Below are 24,457 nucleotides of genomic sequence, written 5' to 3'. Positions count from 1 at the left end.
GCCCAGGAATCAATTTATTATCAAACGCGCATGAGCTGCGCGGCTTCACGGATATTCAGTTAAGCCGCTCTACGAATCCGGCGTCAACTCTGCAACCACCCAGGTCCGGATAGTCGCGCAAATTCTGCAAATGATCGCGATAGACCGGATGCTGGAAAGCAATGCGTTTGACCTTTCCGCCGTCAAACTCGAACTCCAGGGCTCCGCCTTTAGCCAAAGGACTCCCGATTCTTGTCGCAAAAAGCATAATCGCCAAGTTTTTGAGCGGTCGCCCCTGCTCGAATGCAGGTCGGGCGCAGCTCAAGGCATCAATCTGAAGTGCCGAAAAAACCTGAGCCAATTGCGCCGACGTTGCTACAATCCCGGCCCCCGGCACGGCCGGAACATTCAATATCTGTTCGAGACCGAAATCCGCGAGATGGTTTTGTAGCAATACGGTGCCCGTCCCCTTTTCGTCGGACGCAATTAAAGGAAACAATTGACGCTCGGCCACCGCAGGATCGGAGTTCGTCATCGCCGCGGTGAGTTGGCGCTCCACGGAGCGAATGGCAGCGAAATAACTTTCTTTCTCTTGGGTCTGTTGCAAGATTCCTCGCCAATCCTCCTCGGAATTGACCGACAACCCCATTTTTTTCATCGTCTCATAGTCTTCCGAGGCCAAGCATCCGCCGAAGCCCTTAGCCCGGTACTGCTGTAACTGGCTATTGGGAACAGTTCCGCTGAGAACTTGTTGCCCCGGCACGTTGTAGTTCCTCCAATCGGCGCTCTTATCCAAGAAGTAGTAAAGCACGGCATTGCGGTCGAATTTATTGAAGCCGAGATCTTTCATCACGACCTTGAGCTTCCGACAACTGCTCTCGACGTCCTTATAACTGTCCCAGTTCGGCTGAAGATTCGGGCGATCGGGATGATCCGCCTCGGCGATGTATTTCAACAAGGTCCCATTCGCTGATCCCCCCTGCATTTTCGAGCGCCAAAGCTCTTCGAGAGAGAGATCTCTCGCATCCGGCAATCCGTCCGGATTGATCTTCATCAGGAGGGACGAGCGCAAGGCGCCATGGACCCTGACCTCGCCCAAAGCCTTTGCATCGGTGCCCAGGATTGCGACGGGACTGTCCGAAATCTCACGGATGACAAATCGGGTTTTATTGACGATGCCTCCCTGGTTGTTCAGCGTAATGGCCGCTGGGAGCGAATGTGTCTCACGCCTGCTTTGACTCCCTGAAGCATCTGCCTGCGTCATTTCCGCAGACCGATTCTCGTTATTCAGCATCCACCCCGAGGCAAGCTGCCCCACGAGGGCCACACCGGCTCCCGCTCCGGTGAGGGCCAGCACGCCACTCGCCGTGCCGACATCGCTCGCCAGCTTGGCGAAATCGACGTCGCTGTTCAAACTATTGACGAAACTGAAGTCGATTTGGGTGTCTTCGGCGGTATCGAGCCTCATCCAAGGCGTCAGATAAACTTTCTTGGCATTGAAGGTAAAGCTGCACTCTCCGGCCGCCGTCTGATAAACGAGCGCGGGCACTTCCTGGTAAAGCTTGAGCTTATCGTTTCTGATTTGGAATAAAAGTGCGGCCGAGGTACCGCCCTTCTGATAGCTTCTGCCGAAGTCCTGGCATGGCTGTCCGCGGCTTGCATCGCGCTCGAATTCGAATTCGGAAATCAGTTGAACATAGAAATCATCGCCCTGCACCGCAGACATGCCCGGCAAGGCGCGCAGTTCTGCCGATTCCGTCTCCGGATAATCGATGGAAACCTCCCGCGTTCCGGCACACCCCGAGAGGATTAACACTCCCGCGGCGGCGAATCGAGTCAAACTGGAACGGAGGAGCACAAGACGTCGCAAAGCGATCAGCCTTCGTTCGAATACGAAGGTTCGTGGAATTGTCGATTTTGGCATCTGTGTATATTGGCGCACACTACCGGCTTCGGTTAACGCCACCGGCCGAAAAACCATAGTAATACGGGCGCGATCGCTAAAAGAAGATGAGGGTTAAGGCATGCGCTGCTTTAGAAAGAGTTGCGCTTCAGCATAGGACTATACCGTGTCATTGCCGGCATATCCAGCCGACGGCGGTCTATCGCAATGGGCGAGCCATCATGGACTTTGGTGCCTGACGTCTTTTCCCTTAATCTGAAAAACGACATACTCGGCAAGATTCTGCGCATGGGCGCCGACACGCTCCAAGGCCTTGACGGCCAACACCGTGTTGATCGCGAAACCGATGTTTCGGGAATCCTCCATGATATAAGTCATCAACCGCCTTAAGCTCGCCTCGAACTCATCCTCGAACGCGCGGTGATGGGCGATGATGTCTCGGGCCGCGTCTTCATCGGACCGGTCGAACGCATCCAAAGCTTTTTCCAGCGCATCGACCGCCATTTGCCCCATGACGTGCACATCGCGCAGCAGATGCTCGTTCGGGTCGCTGGTATCGTTTCCATAGATTTGCAGGGCGATGTTCGCAACCCTCATCGCTTCGTCGCCGATACGTTCCAAATCGGTAACGCCCTTCGACACCGCCATGATCATCCGAAGATCCCCGCCAACGGGGCAGCGGCGCGCAAGAACCTCCACAATAGTCCCATCGGTCTCCACTTCGAGAAGATCGAGCTCGTTCTCGCGCTGACCGATCTTGCTGGCCAACGCCATGTCTTTGGTCTTGATCGCCCGCAATGCATCCTTGAGCTGAGACAATGCCAACCCGCCCATTTCGACGATGCGGTAATGAAGCTGGCTCAACTCGCCGTCAAAGCGTTTGACGATGTGCCCTTCACCCTGAGTTGTCATCGCGTCTCCCATCTCGGTTCATGGCCGGATTCCGTTTCATCAACCGAAACGTCCGGTGATGTAATCCTCGGTCAACTGATGGCGGGGATTCGTAAAAATCTGCGCCGTTTCGCCCACTTCGATCAACCGGCCGAGATGAAAATAGGCCGTCCGCTGCGAAACGCGCGCCGCCTGCTGCATGGAGTGCGTTACGATCGCGATCGTGTAATGCGAGCGAAGCTCGTCGATCAGTTGCTCGATCTTGGCCGTCGCGATCGGATCTAGCGCCGAGCACGGCTCATCCATCAGAATCACCTCGGGGTTGACCGCGATCGCCCTCGCGATGCAGAGCCTTTGCTGCTGTCCGCCCGACAGGCTGGTCCCCGGCTGATGCAAATAATCCTTGACCTCGTCCCAAAGGCCCGCGCGCCTCAAGGACGTCTCCACCACTTCTTCGAGCTCCGCCTTCGAGGAAACCAAACCATGAATCCGCGGTCCGTAGGCCACGTTCTCGAAAATAGACTTCGGAAACGGATTGGGTTTTTGGAACACCATGCCGACTTGAGCGCGTAACGGCACCACATCGAGCGAGCCGTCGTAGATATCCTGACCGTCGAGTACGATTTGCCCCGTGACTCGGCACCCCGGGATGGTGTCGTTCATTCGGTTGAGACATCGGATAAAGGTCGACTTGCCGCATCCGGACGGCCCGATAAGCGCAATCACTTCATTGCGGCCGATATCGAGACCAACATCTTGAATGGCGTGCTTTTCACCGTAATAGACGTTTACGTTACGGCATACGATGCGTGAATTCGGTGAAGTAATTTCACCGACCGTGTGTGAATATTCCCGGTTGAAGGAAGCTTCCGAAATTCTTTCGCGGACTTTCATTCGTGGCGGCTCTCTGTGCGATACCGACGTCTTAAATTCCATAAATGAATTCATACCTCGACCTATTTTCTTTCCGACCGTTTGGTGAAAGCGCGTTCTTAGTGATTACCAGCGTCGCTCAAAGCGCTTGCGGATATAAACCGCCAAGCCGTTCATAAAAATCAAAAACACCAGCAAAACCATGATGGCCGCCGATGTACGCTCGACAAAGGCACGCTCCGGACTATCGGCCCAAAGATAGATTTGCACCGGAAGAACCGTCGAAGGCTCCATGATGCTTTGGGGGACGTCGACAATGAACGCCACCATACCGATCATGAGGAGCGGAGCGCTTTCACCCAGCGCACGCGCCATGCCGATAATAGCCCCCGTCATCATCCCGGGAACAGCCAATGGAAGAACGTGATGGAACACCATCTGCATCGGGGAAGCACCCACGCCCAGCGCAGCTTCGCGCACCGACGGCGGAACGGCCTTCAAAGCGGACCGTCCGGCAATGATGATAACGGGCAGGGTCATCAAGGTCAGCACCAAGCCGCCGACCAACGGCGATGATCGCGGCAACCCGAAGAAGTTGATGAATACCGCAAGCCCGAGCAAACCGAATACGATCGATGGAACCGCCGCCAGATTATTGATATTGACCTCGATGAGATCGGTCCAACGATTCCGCGGCGCGAACTCTTCCAAATAAATCGCCGCGGCCATGCCGATCGGTAGCGAGAGACTGAGGGTTACCAAGAGCGTAAACAAAGACCCCATCACGGCGCCCCATATCCCCGCCAACTCCGGCTCCCGCGAGTCGCCCGACGTAAAGAAGGCCGTGTTGAACGATTTCTTGATACGGCCATCAGCCTCGAGCTTATCAATCCAGGCGATTTGATTATCTTTGATGCGTCGCTCGCCCTCCGCTCCGGTCCGTCCCAACTGCCCTTTCACAAGCATGTCGGTATCGTCGTCGGCGGAAATCCACACCTTCTGAGTCTTGCCGATGAGCTCCGGGTTGGCCAAAACAAGGTCGCGGAGATCGTAGGAAGCGCCTGCACTCAAGAGGCTATAAAGCGCTCTCTTTGCCTGGCGCTCCTTCACGTCGGGGAACATCGAGCTCAGAACGTTTTTCAAAAGCCGGTCATAATCCGCTTCCATGAGAGCGGACGGGTCGCGTCTACCGTCTGGATCGATGAGTTGGGGATCGAAATAGACGTCCAGCGCTATCGACGTTTGCTGAAAGGCCGTATACCCCCTGGCGATGATGCTTCCGAATAGAAGGACCAAGAAACACAAACCGGCAACAATGGACAAGAGCCCATAAAGTCGGAAACGTTTCTCCGCCTGTCGCCGTTTTACCAGGCTAGCATGGACGACATCGATAGTCCGGTCGGAAGAAGAGCCCCCCGAAATCTCACAGATCTCATTCATACTGTTCCCGATACTTGCGCACGATATGCAGAGCGATGATGTTCAGCGCCAAGGTTGCCAAAAAGAGCACCAGTCCGAGAGCGAAAGCCGCCAAGGTTTTTGGACTGTCGAATTCCTGATCGCCAACCAGCAGGGTTACGATTTGGGTCGTGACGGTGGTGACAGCCGCCAGAGGATTAGCCGTGAGATTGGCCGTGAGCCCTGCCGCCATAACCACGATCATGGTTTCGCCAATGGCGCGTGACACCGCCAACAGAACACCACCCACTATGCCTGGAAGCGCCGCCGGTATGATCACCTGCCTAATCGTCTCGGATTGGGTCGCACCTAATGCATAAGCGCCGTCGCGAAGCGATTGAGGCACGGCGTTGATGAAGTCATCGGAAAGCGACGACACGAACGGAATAATCATGATGCCCATGACCAACCCCGCAGCCAGCGCGCTTTCAGACGATACGTCCAGACCGATCCGCGCACCCAAATCGCGAACGAACGGGGCAACCACCAGCGCCGCGAAGAAGCCATAAACAACGGTAGGTATACCGGCAAGAATTTCCAGAAGCGGCTTGGCCGTGGCACGGAACCTGGAACTAGCGTATTCCGATAGATAAATGGCCGACAGCAAACCGATCGGAACCGCCACCAGCATTGCAATCAAGGAGATCAACAGAGTGCCTACGAACAGAGGCACGGCGCCGAAAGCCCCGGAAGAACCGACTTGATCCTCCCGGATAGCCATCTGCGGGCTCCAATCCAAGCCGAACAAAAATTCGGTAATGGGTACTTCTTTAAAAAAGCGGATCGATTCGAAAAGAACCGATAAAACGATGCCGATCGTCGTAAAAACGGCAAGGGTCGAGCAAACGATCAGAAAAACCGTTATCGATTTTTCCACGTGGTTCCGGGCTCGATGTTCTTTGCTGATTCGTTGGCGAGCGTAGGCGGCTCCGGTGATAGCCACGAAAGTGGCCAATACGCTCAGTAAACGATTACTCGTATCCTTGAGCCTAAGATAGTGATTTGCCGCAGCCTCGACGGCTGGCTCGATCTCCCCTGCAACGGCGCCGCTTGCAACATTCCGAATATCGTTGACCAATAAGCCGATCCGATCCGGTGGGGCCGAGCTCAATTCTTCCGGGAGTGCCGAAACAACCAGTTGGATTACGATCGAATTTTCAAAGGCGGTCCATAAAAACAAGACCAATAACGCCGGAATTCCACACCAAAGCGCAGCATAATAGCCGTAATAACTCGGTAACGAGTGAAGACTCCTGACCGTTCCACCGGCCACTTGTAGAGACCGCCGGCGACCGATGTGGTAGGCGGCCGCACTTAGCAATACAAGCAGGAACAGAAGTGTGGATTTCTGCATTCTAAGGCAAGCCCTCGAAAAACAAGCGACCGGGATTGCAACCCGGTCGCTGAAATATCGCTTCTCGAATGACTTTCGTCACATCGAGTAGTTCTTCAAACTCTTTGCATTCTGTGCAACCTCCTTGCGCTCGCTATTAGGCAAAGGAATCAGACCTTTATCCGTCAGATAGCCTTCCTCCCCCATGGCTTTCTCGCTCGTAAACTCCGCGACATAAGCTTCGATTCCCGGAATCACGCCGACGTGGGCCTTTTTAACATAAAAGAACATCGGCCGGGAAACAGGATATTGTTGGGCCGAGATAGTGTCGTAATCCGGTGCGATTCCATCCATGGGAATGGCTGAAATTTTGTCGCCATTTTGGTCCAAGAAACTGAAACCGAATATACCTAAAGCTTTGGGGTTGGCATTCAGCTTTTGAACGATCAAATTGTCGTTTTCGCCCGCCTCGATGTACGCGCCGTCCTCCCTGACCGTTTGGCAAATTCCTTTATACTGTGCTTCGTCCTTTTCTTTCCAAGCCTTAATCCATTTGAAGGTCTGACAGCCGCCTTCCAGCGCCAACTCGGCAAAGGCGTCTCGTGTACCGGAAGTCGGCGGCGGCCCCAGCACTTCGATCTTGACATTCGGCAAAGCCGGATTGATTTGGTTCCAAGTCTTGTACGGATTATCTACCAGTTTGTCGCATTCTTGGCAGGATGGATCGGGCACTTTCTTGGCGAGCGCCAGAAACACTTCGCGGCGCGTCAACTCCATCGCCTCCGCTGACTTGGCGTGGGCCAACACAATCCCGTCATAACCGATTTTCACCTCGGTAATTTCTTTTACGCCGGCTTTCTGACAGGCAGCCAACTCGGCCTTTTTCATCGGACGTGACGCATTGGCGATATCGGGGTATTGAACGCCAACACCGCTGCAGAAAAGCTTAATGCCGCCGCCGGTTCCGGTCGACTCGATTTTTGGAGTCTTGAATTTGCCGCCTCTCCCGAATTGTTCCGCGACTACCGTCGCAAACGGATAAACAGTCGAAGAACCCACAATACTGATGTAATCGCGGGCTGCTTCGGCGTGTGCCTTAGCGCCGAACAGCGCCATCGAGATGACCGCTGCGAACCCCAAGAATTTATTTTTCACTAGATCCCCCATCGTAAACTGAATATCAACCACGGCTAGATTCCGGAAATCGCCTCACAGCAGGACATTTTTAACAAAGAATTGTTACCGTAATATTTCAATCCGCCATGGGTCCGAACGCCGTATTTAGATCTCATCAACCTACAAAAGTGTGCCCCAATCAACTCGAGGCCGAAAAACTATGGATTTGAAGTGGCCAGGTTTTGTGCCAGCTCGACTCGGTCCTCTACAGAAAGCGGTATTTCAGCCATACGTTCGACTTGGCGCAAACGAGGCAGAATGCCGATTTTATTGGCGAGCTGAATGCTCAAGCCCGGTCTAGCGTTAATTTCAAGCATCAATGGACCAAAATTCTTATCCAAAACAATATCGACACCGATAAACCCCAACTTGACCAAATCGTGACAGCGCGCCGTCAGCGCAAGAATTTCACTCCAATACGGAATTTCCAATCCGGCTAGCTTGCCTCCCGTATCCGGATGCTGATCAATGGGCGTTTCGCGCCAGACACCGGAAAACGTTCGCCCACTCGCCAAATCTATCCCGACCCCAATGGCACCCTGATGGAGATTCGCCTTGCCGTCGGATAATCGCGTCGGCAGCCGCATCATGGCCAACACCGGCACCCCTCGGAACACGATTGTTCGGATGTCCGGCACGCCCTGATAGCTGATCTGATCGAATATCGGGTCGAATTTGACCCGATATTCGATCAACGCCGAATCGGGCAACCCGCCCAGACTGTACATACCGCTCAAGATATTGGAAATGTGATGCCCCACTTCATCATCATTGGCCAAAGCGCCACTGGCTTTTCGATGGCGTCCGTTTTGGCGGCCGACGATGATCAGGATTCCCTCGCCACCGCTGCCGTGCGCCGGCTTGATGACGAAATCCTCATACGGCTCGACCATCTCCCTTAACTTCTCGATTTGATGTTCGATCTCGACGATTCCGTACAGTTTCGGCACGGCAATGCCAGCGCTCAAAGCAAGCGCTTTGGTTTTGGACTTGTCATCGACCAAGGGAAAATAGCGGCGGGGATTATACGGGAGAATGAAATCAGCATTGCGTTCGTTCATTCCCATAATTCCCTGGCCGCGCAGGCGCTCCCAAGGAAATCGAATGCTCCAAAATCCCATATGCCTATCGTCTCAGCGCCGCTCTGAAACGCCATAGCTCGGTCAGGCGATAACCGGTATAGCGTCCGAGCAACAAGGTCATAGCGAGTACCACCAAGAGGATTTCCGGGAACACAAACACGAGATGTCCGAGGGTTTTACTGCTCATAATGAGATAGGCAAGCGAAGCAACCAGCAGACTTCCCAGTCCTTGTTTCAGGGCTTCGGCAGGACCCGACTCTTCCCAAACCAGAGACATTCGTTCTATGGTCATCGCTAAAATCACCATCGGGAACAGGGCTATCGAAAGACCACGATCTATACCCAATTTGTGGCTAAATAAGCTGACCGTCGCCATCAGCAAGATAACGATGATCAGCACCGACGCCAAACGGGGAACCAATAGAAGCTTTAGATATTCCAGATAGAAGCGGATGAGGAGTCCCGACGCCACGAGTACGCAAAAAAGCATCACGCCCCATAAGAGTTCGGTCTCTCGAAAAGCCAACGCGATCAAAACCGGCATAAAGGTACCGAACGTTTTGATGCCGATGACATTGCGCAAGAACACGATAAAAAACGCGCCTACCGGCACCAAGAGCAGCACGCGATAGACGTTTTGAGTTTGTACCGGAAGGCTGAACAGAGAAAACTCCATGATGCGCGAACCCATCTGCCGCGCTCGCTGCTCGGCTACTAGGGTCATGTCCTGAGTATGTTTTCTCACCGAATATTCGACTTTGGCATGCTTGCCGCCCGTTACCTCGAGCACCGGAGAATCTCCCAAATGCCACACGACGGCTTCTTTGGGAAATCCGGTTTCACCCGTTTCCGGACCGAACGGCAGCCAACCGACACCGTCGAAGATTTCCAGCCAAGGCGTCAAGGCGCCGTGACTGATACCGTCCCTGAGAATCAGGACATGTGTCATTCGCGCCGGAACATCCGCGGCAGCCAGCAAATTTATGACTCGGCGAACCCAGTCTTCGGAACCCTGGATGTCCTGCCTGAGCAAAACGACGTTAGGATCGGGAGTCGGCGCATTAAGGCGCAACAACAGCTCACGGGCAAACGTAGCGGCATCGGCGGATTTGCTGCGCACCTCGTCCAGCAAGGCCCATGCGGCCGAACGCATCAACTCCGGAAACTCGGATGCCTGTACACTGGGTACCGAAGAGATTGCGGAAGGCAAGGTCGCCATCGGATCGCGGGCCAGATTAATGCGGTAATAAAGCACCTGATAACCTTTTACCCGCCGCACTGCCCATTCAGCGAAGCGCCGTGTCCCGTCATCCTCGGTCGTCAGGCCATAATTGCTGGATACGAAGTTCTCGTCGACGACCGTGTAACCAACAGGGGCGCGGGGAATGGAGAAATGCACCTTTACCGGCGTATCCCGCTTCGCCTTGAATTCGATGCGCGCCTCGACGGTCCACACTTCCGCCTGCTCTGTAGGCAGCAAAGGCAAACCGAGCCGGGTTACCTTGTACCAGCACAGCGAAACACCGATGGCCACCAAGACCAATGCCAGTATCTTAACGTGCAGGTTCCGCAAGAATTTATCCTACGTTAAGGGTGACAGTCGAACCGTGCGTCTATTTGCTTTTGTTTTGGTCAGACTCGCTAGACACACAAGGGTCGCTATCCGCTTTATACAAAAAGGTGTCCCCCGAGTCGACCAGCGCTACGTCTTTGAGAAAACTTCGGCCTAAAAGCACCGGGTAATTGAAATTGCTCCGATCGACAAGAGTGAACTCGGTTTCGTAATTTCTGCCATTCTTGCACAGCACCAGCTTCACGACGTCACGCTTGGTCGCGCGTGTCTTACGCTCCTTGATATAAACAGTCCGGACTAGAGGACGCTCAACCGTGATGGATTTATCGTCGTCGGTTCCGGTCAGCGTGAAACGTACCCATTCCTCACTATTTTTCGTAAAGTGCTCGATGTTGTCGGCATGCAAAGACGACGTTTTGGCGCCGGTATCCAGCTTCGCCGTTATGCGGATGTTCCATGGCTTGAGAAACACGGATTCCAGCCAGCCCATGACGGCTTTTTCGCGGACGGCCGATTGCGCCTCGGCAGCCAAAATCGCGATTGAGAGTGTCAACAAGAAGATCAAGGTGCCGAATCGCATCACGAAGCTATAGATTTGGAGCACTCGTCTACGCTAACGGGAATCGACGAGCGGCGGAACACGATTAAGGACGTGAGGCTGGTGGCGTCGGATAGCTGCCAACGGCGTAGAATGGCACGACCGCAGATACTCTTCACATTCACCACGCGGGGAACGACTTGCCGAAGCTGACTTCTCCGGCAAGTACAAGAAAGCAAAACTAATTTAGAATCGATCCAAACCGGGGAGTTGGATCAAGACTAATCTTCGACTATCGTCAAACCTTTTTTCTGGCTCGCGTAATAAGCGGAGATATCCTTCATATCTTCCTCTGACAGCCCTTCGGCGATGCCATTCATGATCGGATTTTTCCGGGCCCCGGATTTGTAATCCTGCAAAGATTTAATGAGATAGCTCTCATGCTGTCCGGCAAGACGCGGAAAGTTCGGATCGGTCGTATTGCCGTCTTCTCCATGGCATCCCCCACAGCTTTCCGCTTTCCCTTGCCCGACTGCCGGATTGCCGGTAACGGGCAATTTGACGTTTATTGCACGGAACCGCGATATATAAGCGGCGATGTCCTCTATATCTCGATCGCTCATGTTCGCCGCGTTTCCAAGCATGCTTCCGTGCTTACGCTGTCCGGAACGGTAAGCCTTAAGCGCTGAAACGACATAATCGGCGTGCTGCCCCCCGACGCGCGGCACATGATAGGTGGGATAGGCATTCGTGTACCCAGCCACCCCGTGACACCCTTCGCAAGTATAAAACTTCGTTTTTCCCGCTTCGGGATCTCCGGCCGCATTGACGCCCGGAACGATTAACGCACCAGCCAAACCTGCAGCCATCAGGCCCCACAAATTATTTGTTTTCATTCAATGTGCTCCAAGAATCTACGGACTTATCAAACTAGCGAAACAGGCGCCGCGATGAATTGCTCCCCCGCATAGACAGCAAAAACCCGGATTGAACCGGGCAGCATGTCGGGGACAACGAGGACCCCAAAGTTAAACGAATTATATTACTGATAAATCACTGTTTGACAATCGCTCGACAAAAAACGGCAAGCCGATTTTGAGAGATCGGCCCGCCGTTTGGATGCCGTCCTACATGCTCAGCGCTTGTTTCAAGGCTTCTTCTACGTCACCCGCATCGATCGTTGCTGCCGCTTCGACTTCCTCGCCCTCCGCGAGCTTCGCCCGGCGTTTGCGATCGAGATGGTAGGCCAATCCCGTTCCGGCGGGAATCAAGCGACCAACGATAACGTTTTCCTTCAGCCCGAGGAGCTTGTCGCTCAAACCGCGAATCGCGGCTTCCGTCAGCACACGAGTAGTCTCTTGGAAAGAGGCGGCGGAAATAAACGACTCGGTAGACAACGAGGCTTTTGTAATACCCAAGAGAACCGGCTCGTAGCACGCCGGAATCTTGCCTTCGGCCTCGGCCTTATCGTTCTCCTCCAGCACCCGCGCACGATCGGCTTGCTCACCCTTGAGGAAAATGGTGTCGCCGGGGTCCGTAATTTCAACCTTTCTCAGCATCTGGCGAATGATAACCTCGATGTGCTTATCGTTGATCTTCACGCCTTGCAGCCGGTAGACGTCCTGGATTTCCTTCACCAAATAAGATGCCAATTCGGCCACCCCACGAAGCCGGAGGATGTCGTGAGGCGTCAGATCGCCCTCGGCTATCGTTTCACCTTGTTCCACATGCTCGCCCTCGAACACCGTGATGTGACGCCATTTCGGGATGAGCACTTCATGCTGGTGGCCGTGGGCATCGGTAATAATGATGCGACGCTTGCCTTTCGTCTCCTTGCCGAAGCTGACGGTGCCGGTAGCCTCCGCCAAAATTGCCGGATCTTTCGTCTTACGGGCTTCGAAAAGATCGGCAACTCGAGGTAGACCACCGGTAATGTCGCGAGTCTTACTGGACTCTTGAGGAATCCTCGCCAAGACGTCACCGACCTGCACCAAATCGCCGTCGTGAATACCGATGATGGCACCGGCCGGCAGAAAATATTGGGCCGCGATTTCCGTAGAGGGAATCCGAATGTCGTTCCCTTGCTCATCGACCAGCTTGACCATCGGCCGCAAATCCTTGCCCGCGCCACCTCTCTGCTTGGGATCGATGACCACCATGGAGCTCAAGCCCGTCACTTCGTCCGATTGCTCGCGAACCGTGACGCCCTCAATGAAATCGACCAGCTTGGCGTAACCCTTAACTTCGGTAACAACCGGGTGGGTATGCGGATCCCAGTTCACCACGACCTGACCGGCCCTGACCGGACTGCCCTCGCGTACCGACAAAACGGCACCGTAAGGGATCTTGTAGCGCTCACGCTCACGGCCGTGTTCGTCGATCACGCTGACTTCACCCGACCGCGAGACGGCGACCAGGTTGCCGTCCTTGTTGACGACCGTCTTCAGATTAGTCAGCTTGATCGTACCCGCGGATTTCACTTCCACGTTGCTAATGGCTGCCGACCGGGATGCCGCACCGCCGATGTGGAAGGTGCGCATGGTCAGCTGGGTGCCGGGTTCGCCGATCGACTGAGCCGCGATAACCCCAATCGCCTCGCCGCTATTGACCTTGTGGCCACGCCCCAGATCGCGTCCGTAACACGTAGCGCAAACGCCGTAGCGGGTTCTGCAGCTGATGACCGACCGTACGCGCACGTTGTCGACGCTATGGGCTTCCAGCACATTCACGGCGTGTTCATCCAGGATCGAGCCGGCGGTCAGGATCAACTCCTGAGTGGACGGATCTCTGACGTCCTCGGCCAATGCCCGTCCGAGCACCCGCTCAGCCAGAGGCTCGACCACATCGCCGCCCTCGATCAAGGGCGCCATGAGCAAACCGTCATTGGTGCCGCAATCGTCTTCGGTGATGACCAAATCCTGGGCCACATCCACAAGCCGGCGCGTGAGATAACCCGAGTTCGCGGTCTTGAGCGCGGTATCGGCGAGACCTTTACGAGCGCCGTGAGTCGAGATGAAGTATTGAAGAACGTCCAATCCTTCCCGGAAGTTGGCGGTAATGGGCGTTTCGATGATCGACCCGTCCGGTTTCGCCATAAGGCCGCGCATACCGGACAACTGGCGAATCTGCGCCGCGGAACCACGGGCACCGGAATCGGCCATCATAAAGATCGAGTTGAAGGACTTCTGCTCGGCGGTTTGTCCATCGGGCATCTCGACTTTTTCCGTACCCAGTCCTTCCATCATGACCTTAGCGACTTGGTCGTTCGCATGCGACCAGATATCGACGACTTTGTTGTAGCGCTCGCCGTCGGTCACCAAACCCGAAGCATACTGATTCTGGATCTCCTTAACTTCCAGTTCTGCGGCCCGGATAATTTCTTCCTTCCGAGTCGGGATAGCCATGTCGTCGACACCGAAAGACATGCCGGCGCGGGTCGCGTGAGAAAAGCCCAGATACATCAACTGATCGGCAAAGACAACCGTGGCTTTGATGCCCAAAGTGCGATAGCAGTAGTTGATCAGTCTGGAGATCGCCTTCTTGGTCATATCCTGGTTGATCATCTCGAACGGGATTCCCTCCGGCACGATGGTCCAAATCAGCGCGCGCCCCACAATGGTTTCAACCCGCTTAAACGCGGTCGTTCTTTCGCCGTTCTCCCCGACAATGGTTTCATGGATCCGAACATGCACGCGGGCATGGAGATCGACTGACTTGGTTTGAAACGCTCGCTGAACTTCGGCCACGTCCGCGAAAAACATGCCGGTTCCTTTGGCATCGATTCTTTCGCGGCTCATGTAATAGAGCCCTAACACCACGTCCTGGGTAGGATTGATGATCGGCTCGCCGTTGGCCGGCGACAGAATGTTGTTCGTCGCCATCATCAGCGTGCGAGCTTCCAACTGCGCCTCCAGAGAAAGCGGAACGTGAACCGCCATCTGGTCGCCGTCGAAGTCGGCATTGAAGGCCGTGCAGACCAAGGGGTGCAACTGGATCGCCTTACCCTCGATCAGGATCGGCTCGAAAGCCTGGATGCCGAGCCTGTGCAGCGTAGGCGCACGGTTCAGCAAGACCGGATGCTCGCGGATCACCTCGTCGAGAATATCCCAAACTTCCGCGCTTTCTTTTTCCACCATTTTCTTGGCGGCCTTGATCGTGGTCGCAAGCCCGCGGAACTGAAGTTTGCTGAAGATGAACGGCTTGAACAATTCGAGAGCCATCTTCTTCGGCAAGCCGCACTGGTGCAACTTCAAGGTAGGACCGACAACGATCACCGAACGGCCGGAATAGTCCACGCGCTTTCCGAGCAGGTTCTGGCGGAATCGCCCCTGCTTGCCTTTGATCATATCGGCTAGCGATTTGAGCGGCCGCTTGTTCGAGCCGGTTATGGCGCGTCCGCGACGGCCGTTATCGAGCAAGGCGTCGACAGCTTCCTGCAGCATGCGTTTTTCATTGCGCACGATGATGTCCGGCGCATTGAGATCCAACAGCCGCTTCAGGCGATTGTTGCGATTGATCACGCGGCGGTATAGGTCGTTCAAGTCCGAGGTGGCGAAACGGCCGCCATCGAGCGGAACCAGAGGACGCAATTCCGGCGGCAATACCGGCAAAACGGTCAGAATCATCCACTCGGGACGATTGTTGGACGAAATCAGCGATTCGATCGCCTTGAGGCGCTTGGTGTGTTTCTTGATCTTCGTTTCGGAATTGGTCGAATCGATCTCTTCCCGCAGCGTGGCTACTTCCGCGTTGAGATCCATGGTCTTCAGCATCTCATAGATCGCTTCGGCACCCATTTTCGCGACGAATTCATCGCCGTGCGTCTGTACCGCCTGCTGATATTCCTCTTCGGTCAAGAGTTGGCCGCGCGTGAGCGGGGTCATGCCATGATCGATAACGACATACGATTCGAAATAGAGCACCCGCTCGATTTCGCGCAGGGTCATGTCGAGCAGCAACGCGATTCGAGACGGCAGCGATTTGAGAAACCAGATATGCGCGACAGGGCTGGCCAGTTCGATATGGCCCATGCGCTCCCGACGGACTTTGGACAGAGTCACTTCGACGCCGCATTTTTCGCAAATGACGCCGCGATGCTTCAGGCGTTTGTATTTGCCGCAAAGACATTCGTAGTCGCTGACCGGGCCGAAAATTTTTGCGCAGAACAAACCGTCGCGCTCCGGCTTAAAAGTACGGTAGTTGATCGTTTCGGGCTTCTTCACTTCTCCGTAAGACCAGGACCGAATCATATCGGGCGAAGCAAGACTGATGCGGATGCTATCGAATTCTTCCGCCTGGTTTTGACGCTTTAAGAAGTTAATGAGATCTTTCACAGACGTTCTCCTAAATTCGGTTCTGCCGATCCGGACCTTTAGACGGTCCGGATCATGCGTCTAGCGTATTAGTCCTGTTCCAACTCGATGTTGATGCCGAGGGATCGAATCTCTTTGATCAACACGTTGAACGACTCGGGCATGGCCGCCTCCATGCGATGGTCACCATCGACTATGTTCTTGTAGATCTTGGTACGCCCGGTGACGTCGTCCGATTTGACCGTGAGCATTTCCTGAAGGGTATAGGCTGCGCCATAAGCTTCCAGCGCCCAGACTTCCATCTCCCCGAAGCGCTGACCGCCGAACTGGGCCTTGCCACCCAAAGGTTGCTGCGTAACCAGACTGTACGGTCCGGTGGAGCGGGCATGCATCTTATCGTCGACCAGATGGTTAAGCTTGAGCATATACATATAGCCGACGGTGACGGCCCGATCGAAGATTTCGCCGGTACGTCCGTCCGTTAGCCGCGTTTGGCCGCTTTCCGGTAGATCCGCCAAGCGCAACATGGTCTTGATATCGTCCTCGGTGGCACCGTCGAAAACCGGCGTAGCCATGGGCACCCCTCCCCTGAGGTTGGAGGCGAGTTCGAGAATCTCGTTATCGGACAACAGGTCTAAATCTTCGTTCTTGCCACTGCAGTTATAGACTTCCTTCAAGAACTGGCGCGTTTCCTCGATCTTGGCCTTGGCTTCCAGCATCTTGCCGATCTTGAGCCCCAACCCTTTGGCAGCCCAGCCAAGATGGGTTTCCAATACCTGACCGACATTCATACGCGAAGGCACGCCTAGCGGGTTGAGCACGATGTCAACTGGAGTTCCGTCCGCAAGATAAGGCATATCCTCGACGGGGACGATCTGAGAAATAACACCCTTGTTACCGTGGCGTCCCGCCATCTTGTCACCCGGCTGGATGCGACGCTTGACGGCCAGATAGACCTTGACCATCTTCAAGACCCCGGGCGGCAAATCATCGCCCATGGCGATCTTTTTCTTTTTTTCCTCCAGCCGCTTGTTCATTTCCTCGCGCTGCTGAGCGATCTGCTCGGCGATGGCTTCGAGTTGAACGTTCAAGTCTTCGTCTTGTAGGCGAATCTCCAGCCACTGGGACTGTTTGAGTCCCTCCAGGTACTCGCGGGTGATTACCTCTCCGGAGCGCAGCCTGTTCGGGCCCGATTCGGCCAGCTTGCCCAGCAGCATCTGCTCCACACGCTGGTAAAAGTCCTTTTCGATGATCCGCAACTGGTCGTTCAGGTCCTTCTTGACCCGGTCGATTTCCGCCTGCTCGATCTGCTTCGCCCGATCGTCCTTTTTGACGCCGTCACGAGTGAACACTTGGACGTCAATGACAGTGCCGTCCATGCCGGAGGGCACGCGCAGAGATGTGTCTTTCACATCCGACGCCTTCTCGCCGAATATGGCCCGGAGCAGTTTTTCTTCAGGGGTCAGCTGGGTTTCGCCTTTGGGCGTGACCTTCCCCACCAGAATATCGCCCGCCTTTACCTCGGCCCCGATATAAACGATCCCGGACTCATCCAGCTTGGCCAGCGCGGCTTCGCCGACATTCGGAATATCGGCAGTGATTTCTTCCGGTCCGAGTTTAGTATCGCGAGCGACGCAAGTTTTTTCCTCGATATGGATGGTCGTGAAGCGGTCGTCCTGCACCACTCGTTCGGAAATCAGGATAGAGTCCTCGAAATTGCATCCATTCCAGGGCATGAACGCCACCAGAAGGTTCTGACCCAAGGCTAGTTCACCCATGTCGGTGGACGGTCCGTCTGCGAGGATGTCGCCCTTCGCGACGCTGTCACCCAGTTTTACTAGGGGCTTTTGATTGATACAGGTGTTCTGGTTCGACCGCGTGTACTTGGTCAGGTTGTAGATATCGACGCCCGGTACGCCTGCTTCGGTTTCGTCGTCGTTCACACGCACGACGATACGTCCGGCGTCCACGAACTCCACCGTCCCGCCACGCTTGGCGATAACCGTTACCCCGGAATCTCTGGCTACGATGCGCTCCATGCCCGTGCCGACCAAGGGCTTCTCGGTCCGCAGTGTCGGTACGGCCTGGCGCTGCATGTTGGATCCCATCAATGCCCGGTTGGCGTCGTCATGCTCCAGGAACGGGATCAGCGATGCCGCGACCGACACGATCTGGCGTGACGACACGTCCATGTAATTGATTTGATCGGCCGATGCAAGGGTAAACTCGTCTTTGTGCCGGCAAGAAACCAGGTCATCGATCAGTCGACCATTTTCATCCACCTTGGCGCTGGCCTGAGCAATGAAATACTTGCCCTCTTCAATCGCGGAAAGATATTCGATTTCGTCGGTGACGATGCCGTCGATCACCTTACGGTATGGCGTTTCGAGAAATCCGTATTCATTGGTACGCGCATAAACCGCCAATGAATTGATCAGACCGATATTGGGTCCTTCCGGCGTTTCGATGGGACAAACGCGCCCGTAGTGGGTCGTATGGACGTCTCGCACCTCGAAACCCGCACGCTCCCTAGCGAGGCCGCCCGGTCCCAAGGCCGAAACACGGCGCTTGTGGGTCACCTCGGACAACGGATTGTTCTGGTCCATGAACTGAGATAACTGGCTCGAGCCGAAGAACTCCTTGATCGATGCCGCGACCGGTTTGGCATTGATGATTTCCTGCGGCATCAGGTTCTCGGCATCCGCCAGGGACAGGCGCTCCTTGACGGCGCGCTCGACGCGGACCAGACCCAGCCGGAACTGATTCTCCACCATTTCGCCAACGGACCGTACACGGCGGTTGCCCAGATGGTCGATATCGTCGACCGTGCCTATGCCGTTACGAATATTGATGAGTTCCCTGAGGACATCAATTATGTCTTCTTTCGTCAGTACGCCCGGTCCGGTAATCTCCGAACGCCCGAGGCGGCGATTGAACTTCATCCGACCGACCGCCGACAGATCATAGCGGTCCGGGGAGAAGAAAAGATTGTCGAACAGCGTCTGCGCGGCTTCTTTGGCTGGCGGCTCACCGGGCCGCATCATGCGGTAGATTTCCACCAGCGCATCGAGCTGAGTCTCGGTCGTGTCGATCCGCATGGCGTTCGCCATGTACGGGCCGCGGTCGAGGTCGTTGATGTAAAGCGTGTCGATGGCCTCGATGCCGGCCGCAATGATGCGGCTCAATAGGTCCTCCGTGATCTCGTCGTTCACCTTGGCCACCAACTCTCCTGTACTCGGGACGATCACATTATGAGCGAGAATTTTGCCATAGAGGTAATCCCGCGGCACGTCCAATTGCTTCAGCCCCGCTTTATCCATCTGCCGGATGTGCCGAGCCGTGATCCGATGCCCCTTTTCTACAATCATCTGACCATCGGCCTTGATGTCGAAACTGGCGATGTCGCCACGCAAACGTTCGGGAATCAAATCAAGCAGAATGCCTTCTTTGATAAACGAGAAGCGATTGGTCTCGAAAAACAGTTTTATGATCTGCTCGTTATCGTAACCTAGGGCCCGCAAAAGAACTGTGGCGGGCAGCTTTCGCCGACGGTCTATTCGTACGTAGACACAGTCCTTGTGATCGAACTCGAAGTCCAGCCAGGATCCCCGATAGGGAATGATCCGCGCATTGAACAGAAGCTTCCCGGATGAGTGGGTTTTTCCGCGATCATGATCGAAGAACACGCCGGGCGAACGATGCAGCTGCGAGACAATCACGCGCTCCGTTCCATTGACAACGAAAGTCCCCGTGTCCGTCATCAGCGGGATTTCGCCCATGTAAATTTCCTGCTCTTTGATATCCTTCACGACCTTGGCACTGGCAGGCGCCTCACGGTCATAGATCACCAAACGCACCAGCACACGCAAGGGGGCCGCGTAATTCGCGCCCCGCTGCTGACATTCTTTGACATCGAACGTGGGCTCGCCCAAGGAGTAATTTACGTATTCGAGAATGGCATGCCCAGTATGGCTCTCGATCGGAAAAACAGATCTTAACGCGGCATGCAGGCCCTCATCGACACGCTTGCTGGGAGGAACGTCAGCCTGCAGAAATCTCTTGTATGAATCGACTTGGGTTGCTAAAAGATAAGGGACTTCAAGTACGTCACGACGCTTGCCAAAGCTGTTACGAATGCGTTTTTTTTCGGTGAAAGAATAGGCCATAGTGGTTCCTTACCTTAAATGTTCAAACGAAATTACCACGATGTCTAAAAGGAAATTAGAAGACTCGGATGACCACTTGCGGATTAGAATTAGACATAGGACAGTAGAAGTAATTCGGCCGGGGACTCGATTGCACTGTACGCCTCAACTGCTCTCCGCTAGGACGAGCCATACACGTTTACGAAAGATCGTCGCAAGCGCCGAAAGGCCGGCAGCCATCAGCTGCCAGCCTTATAAAGGTCGACTTAGGTCAGACGGAGCAACAATTATTTAATTTCAACCGCAGCGCCGGCTTCGACCAATTGTTTCTTGATATCTTCGGCCTCTTGCTTGCTCACGCCTTCCTTGACCGTCGAAGGAACACCTTCGACCAGATCCTTAGCCTCCTTCAGACCCAAACCGGTGATCGCGCGAATCACTTTGATGACGTTCACTTTGTTATCGCCGAAGCCGGTCATAACAACATCGAACTCGGTCTTTTCTTCAGCCGCCGGTGCAGCCGATGCTGCCGGTGCCGCTACAGCTACCGCAGCCGCGGCGGAAACGCCGAATTTCTCTTCCATGGCGGAAATCAAATCCACTACTTCCATCACCGTCATGTTGGCAATGGTTTCTAAAATATCTTCTTTAGATACAGCCATCGAAATACTCCAAAATAAATCTGCTAACCTTGCTTACGCTGCCTGCTTTTGATCGCGCACCGCTGCCACCGTCCGAACCAGCTTGGCATGAGGCTCCGCCAGGGTTCTGACGAACTTCTCGATCGGCGCTTTCATTACGCCCATCAACATGGCCAAAGCTTGTTCTTTGTTCGGTAGCTTGGATAGCCGTTCGATCTCCGAGGCGCCATACAGCTTTCCACCCACAGCAACCAACTTCACTGCCAGTTTTTCATGCTGCTTCGAAAAGTCGTAGACCACGCGAGCCGCGGAACCTGGATCTTCAATCGAAAATGCCAAGATCAACGGCCCGACCAACCCTTCTTGCATGCACGCAAACTCGGTGCCTTCCACGGCCCGACGGGCGAGGGTGTTTTTGATAACCCTCAGATACACACCCGATTCGCGCGCAACCTTACGAAGGTTGGTCAGTTCAGAAACGGTTAACCCGCGATACTCTGCAGCTACTGCAGAGTGCGCTTGAGCGGCAATAGCAGCGACTTCTGCGACGACGGCTTTCTTGTCATCCAGTCTTAGCGCCACCTTTTACCTCCAATAGTAGTCTGAACAGTTGGGAACCATTCAGAGCCAAAAAACATCCAGAATCAGGATGCCCCTAAAAACGGCTCCTTTCACCGATCACGGATTCAGTACACCGTCTGCGCAGGCTTTATCGATTAAGCGCACCAGGCGCGCCTGCGGTCTTTGACGGTTACCGGCGGTGCCGGCAACCCAAAGTCTGTCTTACTTATGCCGCCAGACTACCATGATCGACCTGCAATCCAGGCCCCATGGTGGATGACACGGTAATTTTCTTCAGATAGACGCCCTTCGATGTGGAGGGCTTCGCCTTCTTAAGGTCGGATAGCAGCGCCTCGAGATTCTCCTTCAGCGCCACCGCCTCAAAGTTCACTTTGCCGATGGTGCAATGAATAATGCCTTTCTTGTCGGTTCGATAACGAACTTGTCCCGCCTTGGCGTTCTTGACCGCCCCTGCCACATCCGGAGTTACCGTGCCGACTTTGGGGTTGGGCATCAGGCCGCGCGGACCGAGAATCTGACCTAACTGCCCCACCACGCGCATTGCGTCCGGCGAAGCAATGACAACATCGAAATTGAGTTCACCTGCCTTGACTTGAGCGGCGAGGTCGTCCATACCGACGATATCCGCACCAGCCTCTCTCGCCGCGTCGGCGTTAGCGCCTTGCGCAAACACGGCGACACGAACGGATTTTCCGGTACCATGGGGCAGCACGGTCGCACCACGAACCGCCTGATCCGACTTTCTCGGGTCAACACCGAGATTTACGCTTACATCGACCGCCTCGACAAACTTGACTGTCGAAAGCTCTTTCAAGACAGCGAAGGCCTCGTCGGCAGCGTATATTTTTCCAGGCTGGAGCTTTTCTTTGATCGATTTAGCGCGCTTACTCAACCTCGCCATTACACACCCTCCACATTCAGACCCATGCTACGCGCACTGCCCGCTATAGTACGGATCGCTGCATCCATATCGGCCGCAGTCAGGTCAGGCGATTTCAAGGTGGCGATTTCCGCCAACTGCTCGCGAGTAACGGTTCCCACTTTGTTTGTATTCGGGTTGCTGCTACCCTTAGCCAAACCGATCGCTTTTTTCAGCAAAACCGAGGCCGGAGGCGTTTTCGTGATGAATGTAAAGCTACGATCGCTATATACCGTGATAACAACGGGCAGAGGCAATCCCTTTTCGACACCTTGCGTGTGAGCATTGAATGCCTTGCAAAACTCCATGATATTTACACCGCGCTGGCCGAGCGCCGGCCCGACGGGAGGACTGGGATTTGCTTCACCGGCCTTGACCTGAAGCTTAATATATGCGGTTATTTTCTTTGCCATTATTTACTCCTGATGGGTGATAACGCTTTAAAGCTCCCCATGCCCGCAACATACTGCCTACGCTCGCCGCGGGAAATTATGAACAACAGTAGGATTATGCTTTTTCGACCTGACCGAAATCGAGCTCAACCGGCGTTGAACGCCCGAAAATCAAAACCGACACACGGAGTTTGTTTTTCTCGTAATTGACTTCTTCCACCACGCCATTGAAGTCCTTAAAAGGACCCTCAACTACTCGGACAACCTCACCAACCTCGAAAAGCACCTTTGGCTTTGGTTTCGTTGCGCCTTCTTCGACCCGACTCAAGATGGCCTCGGCCTCCCGATCCGAGATCGGCGCCGGCCGATCCGATGTTCCGCCGATAAAACCAAGAACTCGCGGAACCTCTTTAACGAGATGCCAGGTTTCGTCGTTTAGCTCCATCTGAACCAGAACGTATCCCGGAAAAAACTTGCGCTCGCTTTTCCTTTGCTGCCCCATACGCATCTCAACAACCTCTTCTGTAGGGACAAGAATCTTCCCAAAGAAGCGTTCCAAGCCCGACCGCTTAATTCGCTCTTCCAGAGAACGCTTTACTTGATTCTCGAAATTGGAGTACGCATGCACTACGTACCAACGCAATGCCATGCTATGCCCCCTGCCCGGTCAGTTGGCTAATTACCCAGAACAGGAACATATCTAGCAGCCACAGCATTAAGCCGACAAGGAAAACCAAGGCCATAACGATTAATGTTGCCTGCACCGTTTCTTGGCGCGTCGGCCACACCACCTTTCTAACCTCAACCCTCGCCTCTTTCAGAAAACCCCAAAAGCTCTTTCCGAGCGAGGTCGTTAAAATCATTGCAACCGAGGCTATCGACAAACCGACGACACCGAGCACTCGGTACAATAGCGACTGCTGCGAGAAGTAGTAAAAACCGACTACTCCAGCAATCAACAAACCGATTGCGAGCACGAGTTTCGCCGTATCGATGACCGAAGAACCTGACTCTGCTCGAGCAGCCATGAACACCCTAACCAAAATAAAAGCGATTACTTTGCAGCAGAGATGGCAGGCCAGGAGGGACTCGAACCCCCAACCTGCGGTTTTGGAGACCGCTGCTCTGCCAATTGAGCTACTGACCTATATACCCTGCCGACTTGACAAGCCGCCCGCGCGGTAACACGCAGAACCCGCGACTTCTACTCCAACACCTTGGACACGACACCGGCCCCGACGGTCCGGCCGCCTTCGCGTACCGCAAAGCGCAAGCCTTCCTCCATCGCGATCGGCGCGATCAATTTCACCGTGATCTTGACGTTGTCCCCCGGCATGACCATCTCCACCCCTTCCGGCAACTCCACCGCCCCCGTCACATCCGTCGTCCGGAAGTAGAACTGCGGCCGATAGCCATTGAAGAACGGGGTATGACGCCCACCCTCTTCCTTGGACAACACGTAAATCTCCGCTTCAAAATGGGTGTGCGGGGTAATCGTGTTCGGCGCCGCCAACACTTGACCACGCTCCACATCTTCCCGCTTGGTGCCGCGCAGCAACACCCCGACGTTATCACCCGCCACCCCTTCGTCCAGGAGCTTCCGGAACATCTCGACACCGGTGCAGGTAGTCTTGGTGGTCTCACGCAGACCAACAATGGA

Annotated in this window: 19 protein-coding genes and 1 tRNA gene; all 20 read right to left on the bottom strand. The window is 54.7% G+C overall.

The window, feature by feature from the left end; genetic code table 11:
- Positions 1 to 55: 55 nt before the first annotated feature.
- The gene (locus tag JOD69_RS23085; RefSeq protein WP_240506863.1) at positions 56 to 1,903 is read right to left on the bottom strand and encodes a hypothetical protein; all 1,848 of its coding nucleotides are present in this window, start codon (positions 1,901 to 1,903) and stop codon (positions 56 to 58) included.
- 198 nt (positions 1,904 to 2,101) lie between these two features.
- The gene (gene phoU, locus JOD69_RS23080; RefSeq protein ID WP_166642721.1) at positions 2,102 to 2,794 is read right to left on the bottom strand and encodes a phosphate signaling complex protein PhoU; all 693 of its coding nucleotides are present in this window, start codon (positions 2,792 to 2,794) and stop codon (positions 2,102 to 2,104) included.
- A 39-nt stretch (positions 2,795 to 2,833) separates the two neighbouring features.
- Positions 2,834 to 3,667 carry a phosphate ABC transporter ATP-binding protein PstB gene (gene pstB, locus JOD69_RS23075; RefSeq protein ID WP_077731937.1) on the bottom strand — a complete coding sequence of 278 codons (834 nt, stop codon included), beginning with the start codon at positions 3,665 to 3,667 and terminating at the stop codon, positions 2,834 to 2,836.
- A gap of 105 nt (positions 3,668 to 3,772) precedes the next feature.
- Positions 3,773 to 5,086, bottom strand: a complete 1,314-nt coding sequence (gene pstA, locus JOD69_RS23070) for a phosphate ABC transporter permease PstA (RefSeq protein WP_086133749.1) — start codon at positions 5,084 to 5,086, stop codon at positions 3,773 to 3,775.
- On the bottom strand, positions 5,079 to 6,458 hold the full coding sequence (pstC, locus tag JOD69_RS23065) for a phosphate ABC transporter permease subunit PstC (protein WP_077731939.1): 1,380 nt from the start codon (positions 6,456 to 6,458) through the stop codon (positions 5,079 to 5,081). Before pstC ends, pstA begins: the two co-directional genes overlap by 8 nt.
- Positions 6,459 to 6,536: 78 nt before the next feature.
- Positions 6,537 to 7,625 carry a PstS family phosphate ABC transporter substrate-binding protein gene (locus tag JOD69_RS23060; protein WP_240502616.1) on the bottom strand — a complete coding sequence of 363 codons (1,089 nt, stop codon included), beginning with the start codon at positions 7,623 to 7,625 and terminating at the stop codon, positions 6,537 to 6,539.
- A 146-nt stretch (positions 7,626 to 7,771) separates the two neighbouring features.
- Positions 7,772 to 8,734: an alpha-L-glutamate ligase-like protein gene (locus JOD69_RS23055; protein ID WP_086133750.1), complete on the bottom strand. Its 963-nt coding sequence runs from the start codon at positions 8,732 to 8,734 to the stop codon at positions 7,772 to 7,774.
- A gap of 4 nt (positions 8,735 to 8,738) precedes the next feature.
- A complete protein-coding gene (locus JOD69_RS23050) occupies positions 8,739 to 10,268 on the bottom strand; it encodes an inactive transglutaminase family protein (protein WP_086133751.1) in 1,530 nt (509 codons plus the stop codon).
- Between the two features lie 40 nt (positions 10,269 to 10,308).
- Entirely contained in the window at positions 10,309 to 10,872 is a 564-nt protein-coding gene (locus tag JOD69_RS23045) for an ATP-dependent zinc protease (protein ID WP_348529981.1), read from the bottom strand.
- Positions 10,873 to 11,087: 215 nt separating this feature from the next.
- Positions 11,088 to 11,687 (bottom strand): cytochrome c, encoded by a 600-nt coding sequence (locus JOD69_RS23040; protein WP_240506866.1) that lies wholly within the window; start codon positions 11,685 to 11,687, stop codon positions 11,088 to 11,090.
- A 246-nt stretch (positions 11,688 to 11,933) separates the two neighbouring features.
- Positions 11,934 to 16,139: a DNA-directed RNA polymerase subunit beta' gene (gene rpoC, locus JOD69_RS23035; RefSeq protein WP_205780990.1), complete on the bottom strand. Its 4,206-nt coding sequence runs from the start codon at positions 16,137 to 16,139 to the stop codon at positions 11,934 to 11,936.
- A 68-nt stretch (positions 16,140 to 16,207) separates the two neighbouring features.
- Positions 16,208 to 20,284 (bottom strand): DNA-directed RNA polymerase subunit beta, encoded by a 4,077-nt coding sequence (gene rpoB / locus JOD69_RS23030; protein ID WP_077731945.1) that lies wholly within the window; start codon positions 20,282 to 20,284, stop codon positions 16,208 to 16,210.
- Positions 20,285 to 20,550: 266 nt separating this feature from the next.
- On the bottom strand, positions 20,551 to 20,925 hold the full coding sequence (gene rplL / locus JOD69_RS23025; RefSeq protein WP_077731946.1) for a 50S ribosomal protein L7/L12: 375 nt from the start codon (positions 20,923 to 20,925) through the stop codon (positions 20,551 to 20,553).
- A 33-nt stretch (positions 20,926 to 20,958) separates the two neighbouring features.
- The gene (gene rplJ / locus JOD69_RS23020) at positions 20,959 to 21,486 is read right to left on the bottom strand and encodes a 50S ribosomal protein L10 (protein WP_077731947.1); all 528 of its coding nucleotides are present in this window, start codon (positions 21,484 to 21,486) and stop codon (positions 20,959 to 20,961) included.
- 205 nt (positions 21,487 to 21,691) lie between these two features.
- On the bottom strand, positions 21,692 to 22,387 hold the full coding sequence (rplA, locus tag JOD69_RS23015; RefSeq protein WP_086133753.1) for a 50S ribosomal protein L1: 696 nt from the start codon (positions 22,385 to 22,387) through the stop codon (positions 21,692 to 21,694).
- Positions 22,387 to 22,818, bottom strand: coding sequence for a 50S ribosomal protein L11 (rplK, locus tag JOD69_RS23010; protein WP_077731949.1), 432 nt, complete (start codon positions 22,816 to 22,818; stop codon positions 22,387 to 22,389). The genes rplA and rplK overlap by 1 nt, the downstream gene beginning before the upstream one ends.
- A 94-nt stretch (positions 22,819 to 22,912) precedes the next feature.
- A complete protein-coding gene (gene nusG, locus JOD69_RS23005) occupies positions 22,913 to 23,446 on the bottom strand; it encodes a transcription termination/antitermination protein NusG (RefSeq protein WP_077731950.1) in 534 nt (177 codons plus the stop codon).
- 1 nt (position 23,447) lies between these two features.
- Complete coding sequence (secE, locus tag JOD69_RS23000; protein ID WP_077731951.1) at positions 23,448 to 23,825, bottom strand: preprotein translocase subunit SecE; 378 nt, start codon at positions 23,823 to 23,825, stop codon at positions 23,448 to 23,450.
- A gap of 43 nt (positions 23,826 to 23,868) precedes the next feature.
- Positions 23,869 to 23,944, bottom strand: a tRNA-Trp gene (locus JOD69_RS22995).
- 57 nt (positions 23,945 to 24,001) lie between these two features.
- On the bottom strand, positions 24,002 to 24,457 hold a 456-nt coding region (locus JOD69_RS22990; RefSeq protein WP_245245739.1), incomplete at its 5' end, for an EF-Tu/IF-2/RF-3 family GTPase.

The sequence above is a fragment of the Methylocaldum sp. RMAD-M genome (assembly GCF_017832375.1).
In the GTDB taxonomy this organism is placed as follows: domain Bacteria; phylum Pseudomonadota; class Gammaproteobacteria; order Methylococcales; family Methylococcaceae; genus Methylocaldum.
Note: the sequence above shows the minus strand (reverse complement) of the source record. Positions and strands in the feature narration are given on the sequence as shown.